The 13,879-nt window shown below is 35.7% G+C and carries 13 protein-coding genes; 5 read left to right on the top strand and 8 right to left on the bottom strand.

Going from position 1 to position 13,879, the window contains the following annotated elements; genetic code table 11:
- The gene (locus IO90_RS13700; RefSeq protein ID WP_034967625.1) at positions 1-1,035 is read left to right on the top strand and encodes a phytase; all 1,035 of its coding nucleotides are present in this window, start codon (positions 1-3) and stop codon (positions 1,033-1,035) included.
- Between the two features lie 91 nt (positions 1,036-1,126).
- Here the strand turns inward: IO90_RS13700 and IO90_RS13695 are convergent, their stop codons facing one another.
- The 3 genes from IO90_RS13695 to IO90_RS13685 all read right to left on the bottom strand — a co-directional run bounded on the left by IO90_RS13695 (position 1,127) and on the right by IO90_RS13685 (position 5,109).
- Positions 1,127-3,151: a BCCT family transporter gene (locus IO90_RS13695; protein WP_034967622.1), complete on the bottom strand. Its 2,025-nt coding sequence runs from the start codon at positions 3,149-3,151 to the stop codon at positions 1,127-1,129.
- Between the two features lie 447 nt (positions 3,152-3,598).
- The gene (locus IO90_RS13690) at positions 3,599-4,009 is read right to left on the bottom strand and encodes a DUF2141 domain-containing protein (RefSeq protein WP_051878699.1); all 411 of its coding nucleotides are present in this window, start codon (positions 4,007-4,009) and stop codon (positions 3,599-3,601) included.
- Positions 4,010-4,050: 41 nt separating this feature from the next.
- Positions 4,051-5,109, bottom strand: coding sequence for an NAD-dependent epimerase/dehydratase family protein (locus IO90_RS13685; RefSeq protein WP_034967618.1), 1,059 nt, complete (start codon positions 5,107-5,109; stop codon positions 4,051-4,053).
- Between the two features lie 215 nt (positions 5,110-5,324).
- Here IO90_RS13685 and IO90_RS13680 point away from each other — a divergent pair, with 215 nt between their 5' ends.
- Positions 5,325-5,873: a TetR/AcrR family transcriptional regulator gene (locus tag IO90_RS13680; protein WP_034967615.1), complete on the top strand. Its 549-nt coding sequence runs from the start codon at positions 5,325-5,327 to the stop codon at positions 5,871-5,873.
- A gap of 87 nt (positions 5,874-5,960) precedes the next feature.
- Here IO90_RS13680 and IO90_RS13675 read toward each other — a convergent pair whose 3' ends face one another.
- On the bottom strand, positions 5,961-6,137 hold the full coding sequence (locus tag IO90_RS13675; protein ID WP_034967612.1) for a histone H1: 177 nt from the start codon (positions 6,135-6,137) through the stop codon (positions 5,961-5,963).
- Positions 6,138-6,393: 256 nt separating this feature from the next.
- On the opposite strand from IO90_RS13675, the gene IO90_RS13670 reads away from it, so the two are divergent.
- The 3 genes from IO90_RS13670 to cysC all read left to right on the top strand — a co-directional run bounded on the left by IO90_RS13670 (position 6,394) and on the right by cysC (position 9,392).
- Complete coding sequence (locus IO90_RS13670) at positions 6,394-7,236, top strand: aspartyl protease family protein (protein WP_034967610.1); 843 nt, start codon at positions 6,394-6,396, stop codon at positions 7,234-7,236.
- Between the two features lie 66 nt (positions 7,237-7,302).
- Positions 7,303-8,718, top strand: coding sequence for an FAD/NAD(P)-binding protein (locus tag IO90_RS13665; RefSeq protein WP_034967608.1), 1,416 nt, complete (start codon positions 7,303-7,305; stop codon positions 8,716-8,718).
- Between the two features lie 131 nt (positions 8,719-8,849).
- Positions 8,850-9,392, top strand: coding sequence for an adenylyl-sulfate kinase (gene cysC / locus IO90_RS13660; RefSeq protein WP_051878697.1), 543 nt, complete (start codon positions 8,850-8,852; stop codon positions 9,390-9,392).
- A 173-nt stretch (positions 9,393-9,565) separates the two neighbouring features.
- Here the strand turns inward: cysC and IO90_RS13655 are convergent, their stop codons facing one another.
- The 4 genes from IO90_RS13655 to IO90_RS13640 form a co-directional block, all read right to left on the bottom strand.
- Positions 9,566-10,645 carry a TIGR03032 family protein gene (locus IO90_RS13655; RefSeq protein WP_034967603.1) on the bottom strand — a complete coding sequence of 360 codons (1,080 nt, stop codon included), beginning with the start codon at positions 10,643-10,645 and terminating at the stop codon, positions 9,566-9,568.
- Between the two features lie 60 nt (positions 10,646-10,705).
- Positions 10,706-12,145, bottom strand: coding sequence for a T9SS type A sorting domain-containing protein (locus IO90_RS13650; RefSeq protein WP_081871823.1), 1,440 nt, complete (start codon positions 12,143-12,145; stop codon positions 10,706-10,708).
- 441 nt (positions 12,146-12,586) lie between these two features.
- Positions 12,587-12,943, bottom strand: a complete 357-nt coding sequence (locus IO90_RS13645; protein WP_034967596.1) for a response regulator — start codon at positions 12,941-12,943, stop codon at positions 12,587-12,589.
- A gap of 319 nt (positions 12,944-13,262) precedes the next feature.
- Positions 13,263-13,859 carry a Crp/Fnr family transcriptional regulator gene (locus IO90_RS13640; RefSeq protein ID WP_034967593.1) on the bottom strand — a complete coding sequence of 199 codons (597 nt, stop codon included), beginning with the start codon at positions 13,857-13,859 and terminating at the stop codon, positions 13,263-13,265.
- Between the last annotated feature and the right edge of the window lie 20 nt (positions 13,860-13,879).

Here is a 13,879-nt window from a genome sequence, read left to right as displayed (position 1 = left end):
ATGAATAAAAGAATATCCATAAAAAATAGTTTTGCTGTACTTGGAATGTTGGCTTTGTTAACTTCCTGTTCAGTATTAAAAAAAAATAAAAATGCTTTAAAGCCTGACATCGTAACAGAAAAAGTAATGTTCGATACCGATGATCCTGCCATTTGGATCAATCCTGATGACGCTTCGAAAAGCATTATCGTAGGAACAGACAAACAAACCGGCGGTGGTTTATACGCTTTCGATCTTGAAGGGAAGATTATCAATAAAATAACCGGGTTGGGTCGTCCCAATAATGTGGATATTGGATATGGACTTTCTCTCAATGGGGAAACCTTCGATTTTGCCGTAGTCACAGAGCGAGATACCGATAAGGTGAGAATTTATTCGGTGCCTGATCTGAAGGAAATTGGTGAATTTTCAGTTTTTGATGGAGAGGAGCTCCGTTCACCAATGGGAATTTCTGTATACAAAAATCCCGATTCTAAAGAGATTTATGTCATCGTTGGAAGAAAAACCGGTCCGAGTGGTCAATACTTGTGGCAGTATAAGCTTTCTGATGACCAGGGTAAAATCAAAGCTGAAGTTGTGAGAAAATTCGGAGAGTTCAGCGGATTGAAAGAAATAGAAAGTATTGCTGTTGACGCAGAATTAGGATTGATTTATTATTCCGATGAAATGTTCGGCGTCCATGTTTATCACGCAAATCCTACAAAAGGTGATGGGGAGATTTTATTATTTGGAAAGGGAGATTTCAAAAGAGACATCGAGGGAATTTCTATTTATCCGACAGAAACTGGGAAAGGGTATATTCTAATCTCCAATCAGCAGGCAGATACTTTCAATGTTTATCTGAGAGAAAATCCGGCAAAAGGAAAAATTGCAGAAATACCATTCTCAACAAGTGAAAGTGATGGTTCGGAAGTAACTGCAATCCCTTTAGGCGATCGTTTTCCGAAAGGCGTTTTTGTAGCGATGAGCAACGGGAAAGTTTTTCATTATTACGATTGGCGCAAAATTGAAGAGCAAATAAAAAAGGCTCAGTAATTTTATATAAAATTTAGATCTTAAATCCTGTTTCAGAAATGAGGGAGGATTTAATTTAATATACTTTTAGATTTATTTTTACGCAATTTAATCAATTCCCGAGATCATTATTATCACTGCTAATGAACATTTCGTTTGATTCGTCGGCAATGATTTTAAGGAAGCGATCATAATGCTTGAGCACATCGCTGATCAATTCATTTTTCGTGAAGTATTGCACATCGTAGCCTTCGCGCGAGTCGCCGAAATATGTTTTTGGAAAATAAGTGATATTGCTTTCCAGATCAGGAAGATTGCTATCGTCGACCAAATATTCTGAAACAATCCTTTTTTGATTTTTTATACCGTAGATAAAATTATTGACAATGTTGTGGCGAATTTCCAAATAGATCTTCGATGATTCCTGGATGTAGTTGACCTCTGCTTTGATACCATTAATTTCAAATTCATCCTTCAAATCGTTGAACGCTCCTAAGGCCTGCTCTTCGATGAATTTTTTAACCGAGTCTTTTGTTTTGAAGGAAACAATGGTTTTAAGACGCTGTCTCCAAAATTCACCAGACCATGGTACCGTCGAAACCGACAAGCCTTTTTCGTAATAACTATAATCTATGACAAGGGCTTTCATCAACGATACCACGAACAAAATCATAATGACGGCAAATGGCAAAGCGGTGATCAGCGTCATGGTCTGGAGAACCTGCAATCCTCCAGCATTAAGTAACATGAGCGCCAACGCGGCGAGAAGCAATCCCCAAAATACGATTTGAATTTTTGGAGACTTCGAGGAATTTTTTGTCGAAATGCTATCCATGACAAGAATCCCAGAATCTGCCGATGTGACAAAGAAAATCATGATGATGCAAACCACGGCTAAACTTAAAATGTCAGAAAGTGGCAGATATTCCAAAAAACGGAACATAAGTGCATCTGGATCAGAAACCAGCGCACTCAGCGCACCATTAGCGATATTGAGATCGATCCACATGCCACTGTTTCCGAAAACCGACATCCATATAAAGTTGAATAATGTTGGGATGATCAGCACAGCCGCAATAAATTCCCTGATGCTGCGACCCTTCGATATTTTAGCAATGAAAAGTCCGACAAATGGTGACCAAGAGATCCACCAAGCCCAATAAAGAATAGTCCAATTGTAAAACCATGGCAATGTCTTTTCCTCATAAACATGCGTGTTGAATGTGAGATCAAAAAAATTATTAATGTAATTGCCCAGACCGTAAGTAAAGCTTCCGATAAGATACACTGTAGGTCCTAGAAAAAGCACAAAAAAAAGTAGAATCACGACCGCTACGACATTGATCTTACTTAATATCTTCACGCCCTTGTCAACGCCTGATGTCGCAGAAAAAACAGCGACCGACACCAAAACTGCAACAATTAAGAGCTGATAAACAAATCCAGTCTCAGGCAAAATATTCAATGTCTCCAAGCCTGAATTGATCTGCACCACTCCGAATCCAAGCGTAGTTGTGATACCGAAAAAAGTACTGCACAAAGCGAAGATATCAATGACATCCCCCCATTTGCCCGTAATCTTATCTTTTAACAAAGGATATAAACAACTCCGAAGTGACAGTGGAAGGCGATATCGATATGTGAAGTAGGCCAAGCAGAGACCAACAAGACCATAGATGGCCCAGGCATGAATTCCCCAGTGGAAGAAAGTGTAAAGCTGCGCATTCTTTGCCCTGCTGATAATATGACTTTCAGAAAACGCATCTGTAGAATAGTGTTGCATGGGTTCTGCTACACTGAAATACATCAGTCCAATTCCCATTCCCGCCGCAAAAAGCATGGACACCCATGAGAAGAAAGAATATTCTGGCTTGCTGTCGTTCGATCCCAATTTGATCTTACCGTATTTGCTGAACAATAGAAAAACCAGAAACACCACAAATATAGTTACGCACCATACATAGACCCAGTTCAGATTGACAAATATAAAATTCTTGATGTCTGTTAAAATAGAGTTAACCATTGTAGGAAACATGACCGAAAAAAGACATACTCCTATAATAAAAATAAGACTGGGAATCGTGACACCTTTGTCAAATGTTAGTTTGAGCTTGGCGGATTGTTTGGATGGATTCATGACACTGTTGAGAGATGATTATATATAGATTCAAATATACTTTAAAAGGTAGTTGAACCTAAATTTACTTTAGGCATTATGCTTTTTTCGAGATGATTGCAAAAAACAGACCTTAAAAAAATAGTTAATTAGAGAAATTTCGAACGTATAATTAATTAATGATAATGTGAGACGAATTTGCTTAAGGATAATCTGAGAAATATCCTTACCTAAACTTTTGAAATAAAAAAATCCCCACAATGTGGGGATAAAAACTAATAACCATGAAAACTCTCAAAGAGCTAACGGGACAAAATTAGGTAAACTTCATATAGTACGAAAATTATCTTGTGTTAATTTTATCGTAAAAATCTAATGTCAGAAACTGTTTTTTGTGATACTTTGAGAATTATTTGACTAAATATTCTCATTATGTACTTCACTTAATTATTAATAAAAGTGAGCGACTTAATTCCCTATCAAAGAAATACTGGCTTTTGTAGATTGTATGATGGCAATTTTCACATCATCAAATGTGGGAGCAGACAGTTTGGGTCTGTAATTTTTGGAAAAACCAAATCCCTCAGTTGGATATCCGATCATATTCCGGTCACATTTTCCATTGTTGTTGACATCTTGATAGACGGCGACAGCATAATCTCCAAGTGGCAGATTTTTGAAGGTATAGCTGATCTTATTTCCCGTCGTCTTTACTTTTGCATTTGCAAACGCAGTATTTTCCTTTAGAAAACCATCTTTCTTATTGTAAAGCCCAAGATAGACAGAGCCTTTATCCGTTACAAGATCAGACACTTCCACCGTGAAATGATGTTGTGCAAAAAGAGTTGTAGTGATGATGATAAGGAGTGCCAGTACCATTATTTTCTGTAACATATTTTTTATTTTTTTAAGTTTAATTTTTAGCTGAATCCGATAATCTCACTTTCATTATTATTGAAAAAATGCGCCATTGCCAATTGATTTCCACGTCGGTAAGCTTGGTAAGGTTCCGATTGTGAAAGTAGCCACCGTTTGATTAATTTTTTGAATAGAAAGGTTATTTTTTTCTGAATAGGATCAACTTTTTGATTGACATTCTCAAAATAGTCGGTCAAATTCTGTTGGCGAAAATGGATGATCTCATCCAGCCTATTACCGTCAAACATTATTCCGCAATGAAAATTCTTCTCTGCAAACGCTTTTTCAGGAAAGTTTGCGTCCCCAAGTCCAAATACATCGAACATTTTTGTAAGAAAGGAGCGGTACGAAATTACGCAGTCTTCTCCTCCACCTAGGTTAAAAATCTGGTATCTAAGTTGACCTTGGAAAACAATCGCATTGGCAAAGGCCCTTCCAGTATCTTCAGGTGTACAGATTTCCATTGGCGTATCGAGTGGCATATGAAACATCAGTTTGGAGATCTTGTGATTCCCCATAATCGCCGCCAGACGAAAGATAGACCACGACAATTTAGATCCAAGTATTGCTTTTTCACATAAAACTTTGGTCTCACCATATCTATCGCCTGCGCTTGGTCTCAAGGGATCATTCACGGAAATTTTGGGGTTGCTCAAGCGATCGCCATAAACAGAAATGCTGGAGCTGAAAAGCAAATAACATTGGGGTGAATGTTCTTCCAAAGCACGAATCAGATTTTCTGTTCCTTGCACATTGATACGATAGGCCAATTCGGGATCTATATCTGCCATCGGCGGAATGATCGCGGCGAGATGAAGTGCAATATCCTTATCTTGGCTCACCTTTTCCACCGCTGAGTAATTGCTGATGTCACCATACACGATTTCTACACGATCTTTAAAAGGCATTAATTTTTTAACTGATCTTGGCGTTTTTATATCGAAAACGGTGATTTCATAATTGGGAACCTTCAGCAAATGCTTTAAAGTTTCGAAGCCCACCGTACCAGATGCACCAGTAAGAAGAATTCTTTTTTTTGTACTTACTATCTTATCTTTCATTTTTTTTAAATTAGAATAATTTGTAGAATAAACCGTGATGTGTATCAAATTCTTTTGATTTGTTATACATTTTGTTCATTATCTAACATAGCGCTTTACTATGATCACAATGTAAAGCTAAAAATCTGTGATTAAATTAAGGTTGCAAAGCCACAAACTCTGTACGATAAGTAGCAAAAACTTAAGATTTTGTAGCATTACTCAAAAAAATTAAGATGGAATTAAGAAAAGACCGAAGAGTGCAATACACCAAGAAACTATTGCGAGAAGGATTGTTTGATCTTTTGAAAGGAAAGGAACTGAGTCAGATCACCATTACAGAATTATGCAATAAAGCTGACGTCAATAGAAATTCATTTTATCGTCATTACGCCATTCCGCTTGATATATTGCTGGAGCTGGAAGAAGAGGTTTTTGAGAAATTGTCGGCCGTACTGCGCAAAAGCTACAATATGGACGAGGTGATCTTGCTAAGCTGTCAACTATTGGAAAATGACAAAGAAATGAGCAAGATCGTTTTTACAAAAGGTGATGGAAGTGGCATTTTATCGCGTATTCTGACAAGTGTCCGAAATAATTTTCCGGTGGAAGATCAAATTGAATTGACGCCTGAAACAAAACCTTTTGTTGAAATGGCTTATCAATTTGGTGAAAAAGGGAGCATTGCCGTTATCAAAAATTGGGTCGAAAGTGATTTTGCGCTCCCTGCCGAAAATGTCGCACAAATGATAAGCTATCTCGTCAATAAACTGAATAAACTCTAAGAAAACATAATTTACGGATCTTAACTTTCATATATAACGATAACAAAAAACCCTGCAATGTTGCAGGGTTATCAGTTTTGGAAGTTTTTATTTTTTGGATTCTTCCACAGAAACTTTTCTGAAGTCTTTGAACAATTTGCTCAACTCCAAAGCAGATTTTCTTGCTCTTGTTCCTGCCGCTTTGTTTCCTTTTTCAGATTGCTGACTTGCTTCAGTTGAAAATGTTTCAAACTCAGCATTGATTTTTTCGATAAGTTCTTTCATAATATGATAGTTTAAAATTAAAATTGGAAGGCAAATATAATATTTTCTATGTTTCAAAGTCTGCATTTGCTGTATTAAATTATTATTAGCAAAATAATTAGTAATACATCCTTATGAATTAAGTCAATAACATTATTTTTGAAAAACGAAATCAGCATTGTTAAATGTAAAATTCTTAGAATAAATAATCACAATTCTATATCGAAAATATTTTCACAATAATTAAAATTAATCTGCGATTTTATATAAATTATCCATGACAAAATCAATATTCACAACCAGCTTTCTTTTTGTATTTCTCTTATTTTCCTTAAAAACAAATGCACAAATTCCGTTTGAAGTCAATAATAGTGGGCACATCATCATTAAGGCAAAAATAAATGATGTCGAAGGTAAATTCATTCTTGACACGGGAGCAGGTCTTAACGCAATCTTCACCAAATTCTCGAATAAAATCAAAAATGAAAAGACCAATAATTTTTTCGTGGGACACAGGGCAACAGGCGAAGAATTAAGTGTTGATCTTTACAATGCAAAAAGTCTTGAAATCAATAATAAAAAATTTGAGGATCAACAATATGCTGTGATTGATCTGGAATTTGGGGATATAGATGGGATGATCTCACTGCAAGCTTTCAGAAATACGCCGATTACCATTGATTATAACAACAAAAACATTCTTTTCAACAAGTCTACAAAAAATGAAAAAAGCATTGATATTCAAATTGCGGATTATGCCGGAAAAGCGATTGATATTTTCACCTATGTCGAGTTGAATGACAATTTGAAGATTCAAACTTTATTGGATAGCGGGGCTGGAAAAAGTTCATTTTGGTTCAGTTCAAAATTGATGGAACCTTTGGCTTTGGACAAAGCAGATTTTAAAGCAGTACCTGTCAAAAGCGATTTCAAAAAAGAAAACAATTATTATATCGGTAAGCTTTCAAAAGTAAGTACAGTTAACAAATTAAGTAAACTTGAGGGATTGGATGTCGCATTTGTGGATGGATTGATCTACGAAGGAAAAATAAGCATAGAATGGCTTGGCAAGGTTTTGACAATCGACATTGCCAAAAAGAAAATATTTATCGCAGAGTAATAACCGCATTGCTAATTATTATTCATTTAAACATGCAATTCCCACTAGTGAAAAGTTAATATAATTATGAAGAAAATAGGTGTAGTCGGCGGAGGTTTTACAGGGACGATGACAGCGGTTCAATTGATTGGAAAATCGAGTCATCCCTTCGAGATTATTATTATCAATGATAAAGAAACTTTGAACAAAGGAACCGCTTACAATCCTTATTCTGAAAAGCACTTATTGAACGTAACTGCAGGAAAAATGAGTGCATATCCCGATAACCCGCAACATTTTCTGAATTGGGTTATCAAAAGGGATAATTTTGTAGGAACGGATATTACACTTTTAGAAAATTCTTTCCTGCCAAGACTACTTTATGGGGAGTATCTATGTTCGATCTGGGAAGATGCAAAAAAGCTCGCGGAAACAAAGAGAATAAAAATAACCCTGATTCATAGCCTTGTCACAGATCTGGATGTCTCTGAAGATGCTGTCATTTTGTCTTTGGACGACAAATCGAAACTTATTGTCGATGATTGCATCCTTGCAACAGGCAATCATATTCCAAGAAATCCAGCAATTAAAAATGTAAATTTCTACAAGAGTAACAACTATTTCCAAAATCCCTGGAAAATCGAATCCGTTATTCATGTAAATAGTAAACTGCCTGTCTTAATAATTGGCAATGGTTTGACAATGGTTGATACCATATTTGGATTGTTGGAACAAGGTTTTGATGGGGAAATCTACGCCATTTCGCCCAATGGATTTAATATTTTACCACACAGAAACAATGGACTGAAATATTCTAAATTAAATGAGGAACTGAAAGATAATATGACCATTTACGAATTGGTGAAACTCGTGAATAAACATATCAAGTCTGTCAGAAAATATGGATTATCAGCTGAGTCGGTCATTGATTCTCTGCGAATCCATACTCAAAAGATATGGCAAACATTTTCGCACCTAGAGAAAGAATTGTTTATGTCTCGACTTCGGCATTTGTGGGGTGTTGCAAGACACAGAATTCCTTTACATTCTCATGACAAGATTCAGCAATTGAGAATTGATGGCAAACTTCATATCAAATCTGGAAAGATCATCGACATTTTGGAATCGCAGGATTTTATCACAGTAGAATATTTTGACAAAAAAAAGAACGAAGAGAAAACGATCAATATATCTCGTGTCATCAACTGTACTGGACCCGAAAGTAATCTGACCAATCTTGAAAATAGTTTCTTGAAAAATTGTTTGTCAAAAAGAATTTTGACTCAAGACCATTTGAATCTTGGCATTGATGCGGATCCAGAATCGTTTCAAATTAAAAATGGTGAAGGAAAACCTCATGACCATTTGTACACAATTGGATCTAACCTAAAAGGTGTATTATGGGAAAGTACAGCAGTAAACGAACTGCGTGATCAGGCAGAAAGATTGTCCGAAAAATTAAAAGTTACAGATTCTAAAGTACGATCAGAAGTTGTTGTATAGAATAGTTTTTAAGCATCATTTTTATAAAAATATTGTAGATTTGTAAGGCGGTTACAGAGTTCTGAATTCTTTCAAATCTTCACATTACACTACCAGATCAAAATTTTATCTAATTTAAAATCATTCCGTTAATGCAAGAAACATCTTCAGCAAATCATTCAAAAAATAAATCTGCTGTCATTTGGTTGACAGGTCTTAGTGGCGCTGGCAAAACTACAATTTCGAATGATCTGATAAGACGGTTTAAAAATGACGGCATCAATCCCATCTATCTGGATGGAGATGAAATCAGAAACATCATTCCAAACATAGGTTTTGACGAAGAATCAAGAAAGAAGCACAATCTTATGATTGGACTTTTGTCCGCAATGTTTGAAAAACAGGGAAATACTGTCATCGTATCTTTGATCTCGCCTTACAATGATATTCGAGAACAGATAAGAAAAGCATGCAAAAACTTCATCGAAGTCTATGTATCAACGGATTTTGAAACTTGTAAAAGTAGAGATCCAAAAGGTTTGTACCGCAAAGCAATATCAGGCGAGATCAAGAATTTTACAGGTTTGACTGCTCCTTACGACGTTCCACTGTCGCCAGAAATCATTATTGACACTTTAAAATCAGACATAAAATCTTCCTCAAAAATCATTTATGAATTTTATGGAAAATCTTAGGGCCTGTTTAAATTTCATCAAAATTATTTCCCCAACCCTAAAGGAAGTAATTTTGATGAAATTTAAAAAGCGTTTTTCCACTTTAGGGTTGGGAAAAGAAAAATGTTTTGAAAATTCTATTTTTGAATCATTTTTAAACAGGCTCTAAATAAAATTTTAGAAACAATTTAATCTTATTCAGACCTCATCCAAAACGCCATATCATCTGTCAAAATACTTTGTGCAAATGTATCTGTTACTGTGTTGAGAATATTTGGTCTTAATAAATCCGGAAGAACTTCTACATCATAAATTTCATCCACGGATGATGTATATTGCAAATAGCCCTGAAGGCTTCCTGTAGGCAAATGCACAATTTTAATTCCTGCAAAATCAGATAATTTCGCAACGTCCAAATGGGCGAAACTTGAGGAATTTTGTCTCAATTTGTTCATTCCGACAAATAGATAATCTTCATAAAAGGACATTCCACGTACAAATCCATTTAACTCGATTACGATTTTGTAACTTTTGGCTTCGATATCAACTTTGATTAGTTGACCTGTAGCCGAAAGTAATAAATATAATTCTCCTTCGATGATTCTTGGTGTATGTGGCATTCCCAAACCTTCCAAGATGATTTCCTGAGTTTCTACATCGATCAGAACACCAGTTTTGGTTAGGTTTTCCTTCCATCCCATTTCCTTGTTGCTTTTTGCGAAGGCAGTGGCATATTTGGGTTTGCCGTTCAAAAGTGCCATTCCGTTGAGGTGGCAACGATCTTCGGGCTGTAATTCGGAAATAAAATCCGGTTTCCAATAAGGCACAAAATTCGAATTGGAATCGAAAGTACAAATGCAGGAGAACAAAGTATTTACAGCATAAAGCTGATTGTCTTCTCCGTAGGACAAATCGTGCAAGTCAGATTTCCCGGTGTAATTGGTCTGTGTGGGAACATACAGACTGTCATATACATTTGCTTTCGACGGATAGCCCATTGCTAATCTGGGAGAATTGCGAAATTGGATAACTTCGTTAAAAGATGCAAGCGCCATTTTTTGATAAGCATCAGCAAATGTAATTCCCATGGGCCGATTGAAGTTTCGGGCCAACTGTATCAGATTGTTTTCGTCCTTAGGTGAGATGGCAATTAACTTTCCTGCTTGGAAAGTAGACAATATCAGACTACAGCCTAATCTGTGCAGGAGCTCAGGAACCTGAGATGAATAGGTTAATTGGAAAGGACTTATCTTAGGTTGTTTATCAGTACTCATAAAATATTATAAAAGCAAAAGCCACTGTAAATGTAAGTGGCTTTTGTAATATGAATCAAGTTATTTCTTGATGATTTTTTTTGTCGTTGTTTTTCCTTTGGATGTTGCATTCATGATATATACACCGGCTGGCAATGAGGAAACATCGATAGACTTGCTATCCTTAAAGCTTAATACTTTTTGACCGACGGTATTGAAAATATTGATCTGCTCTACATCATTTTTACTATTCAGATGAAGGACATCACTTACAGGATTTGGATAGACAGAAATTGCATTGTTTTTATCCAGATCATCAGTACCCATCGTTACACTTTTACCTTTGAAAAGATACATCACGCCACTGGTGTCAGAATTATCTCCATAACCAACGATTAGGTCCAAGTTGCCATCTCCATCAATATCAGCAACCACGGGACTTGCCATAGTTCCATAAAATCCTTCATATTGAAAATCCAATGCAACTTCTTTAGGAGCAGTAAAAGAATGAGCTGTTGCGGTACCAGCATTTTCAAAATAAAATACTTTCCCGGTATTAGTTCCTATAAACAAATCCAAGTCACCATCATTGTCATAATCGACCAAAAATGGCGCAGGCATGTGAAATCCAGATATTCCAACTCCAACATTGCTGTTATTGGCTTGCAAAATTGTACTAGGCTCGTCAAATTTTATCGGATTGCCCGCTCCGGCAGTATTAATGTACAGATGCACCTGAGATTCATATCCACCTCCGGATGCAGAATGTCTTTCGCCTAGGATCATATCCAGATCACCGTCTCCATCTATATCTGCAAAGACAGATTTTGTGAAATTACCCGATGAAATATCCTCACCCCCGACTTGTAAATAGCTGTCAAAAGTAAAATTTTGATTACCGTCATTTAATAAAACGGCTAGCTTATTGGTAAAATCTCCAGCCACAAGATCCAAATCTCCATCACCATCGACATCTGCAAAAGATGGGTTCGCGTATGAATAGAAGTAGGAATCATTGGTGATTGTAAAGTTATTGGTATTGACATCGGTTCTTAGATTAAACTCACCAGAGTCGGCATCAAAATCACTAAACATTTTAAATTCAGGATTGGCCGTATATCCATTATCATACCCAGTGTAAGCTGTTCTGATACCAGCAATCAGTTCCACATCGCCATCATTATCAAAATCCGCTACGGACAAAGATGCGCGTCCACCGTTCAAATAAGCATTACTACCATTTGCCTTGATCAATGTGCCTGCATCAAAACTAGGTGTTTGCTGCGCTTCTGCAACTGATGATGTAATCAAACCAGCAGCGATAAGACCTTTGTAAACCCAACTGTTCCATTCTTTTTGATTAATGCTAAATCTTAATTCATTAAAAAGCCTCTGTACAGACATTTTAATTCTATCGAGAGATGACACATTATATACATTAAGACTATTTTTCCTTCTTTTGATCTCAAGAAGTAATTGTTTGAGCTTATTTTTCTTATCATTTAGTAGATATTGTCTCATATAAATAAATTAAATGTTTGTTTGAATTACCAAATTTAAAAATTATATATCAAAATTACAATCTTTGAAGTGTGAGACTGTCATTATGAATACTAATTCCGTGATAAAATGTTTATTTAATAAAAAACAGGACAATATCGTAATTAATCATATGTAATTAGTAATCAGACTTTAGAAGAATAAAACCTCACTTGCATAATCAGATTAAATTAAAACAACGGAGTATAAAAAGGATTATTAACTTTATGTTAAATTAAATATAGAGATTGATGTTATATACAATATTCTGAGTTTTCATTGAACTATTATGAAATCATATTAAATAATCTTTCGAAAAATAATTGAAGAAAATTTTGAAGTTTCCGGAAATATGAATTTGAAAATAAAGTGTATTTAATTATAATTTGGAATAAACTTGGCAAAATTGATACGAATATTAATTCAGATCAATCTCTCAACAATATCCTCCAATTCCTCAATATCAAAGGGTTTTGACAAGTATCCATCGGCGTGTGCCTGCGAGGACAGAAGGGCTACATCATTTTTCGCAGTGATGAAAACAACGGGTATCTCTCGATGAGTGTCATGTGCCTTGATCAATCGTGTTGCCTCCACACCGCCAATCATCGGAATATTAATATCCATCATAATAAGGTTGGGAAGAAAAAATTCCACTTTCGAGAGAACATCATCAGCGGTCTCGGCAATATCAACCTCGTAACCAAGATCTCGACAGATTATCGAAACGACTTCCAACGTGGCAACATCATCATCAAAGATCAAAATTTTCTTACTCATCACATCTTATTTTGGAGGAAATTTGAAAGATTAAAACAAAATATCGCTATCAAACACCAGTTCACAAAATTAAAATTTACAAAGACAGACCAATATGATCGAAATCACATCGAACAGATTACGATTTAAACAAAAATAAATAATTCTTCCGATTATCAAAACACAAATTTGAGATCAAGAACTATTATCACCTATAATTTCTCACAATATATTTATTAATATCCTAAAAATGAAAATTTTATTTTTATATTCTCATCTTCCATCAAGTCCAGCAATGACCGAAGTTGACATAGATCAACATCTAAGATTCTGTAACACGTTAATAAAAGATCTTCCGATTCCTGATCTTAACGATGTTTTCTTTTTCCATCATCTTCAGTGCCCGGATTGTTGTCTCTACACGCATTCCAGTGAGACTCGCCATCTGTTGTCTCGTCAAAGGGATTTGAAAAGAAAAAGCAGTAGTTTCATCCTGCGTTCCCTTTAGATGATCCATCAGAACCTTAAGCTTGGTTGCGGGATCTTTGATTGAAAGTATCTGGCGCATAACGAATTTTAAAAACATGGAGTCTGACAAATTCCTGATCAAATCCATCTTCAACTCGGGATAATCTTCCAAGAGCTTAAAAAATTTGAGCTTAGAAATCCGCAATATTTTACAATGTGAAATCGCGATTGCATTGGCAGGATATTTCTTATCGATAAAAAGAAGAAATTCGCCGACGCTATGACCAGCTGTCACGATATTTTGGATGGCTTCTTTTCCATCGTCGTCGTAATTGGTCAACTTTACCTCGCCTTCAATAATTTGGTAATAGTAGTTAGGTAGATTGCCTTCAGAAAAAACAACATCTCCTGCATCGTACTCCCTCACCCTTCCGACTGATGACTTGATTATAAACTCTTCAATAGCCATTGATTGCAAAATTTATGATT

It is taken from the genome of Chryseobacterium sp. FH1 (genome assembly GCF_000735135.1).
Taxonomy (GTDB): domain Bacteria; phylum Bacteroidota; class Bacteroidia; order Flavobacteriales; family Weeksellaceae; genus Epilithonimonas.
Note: the sequence above shows the minus strand (reverse complement) of the source record. Positions and strands in the feature narration are given on the sequence as shown.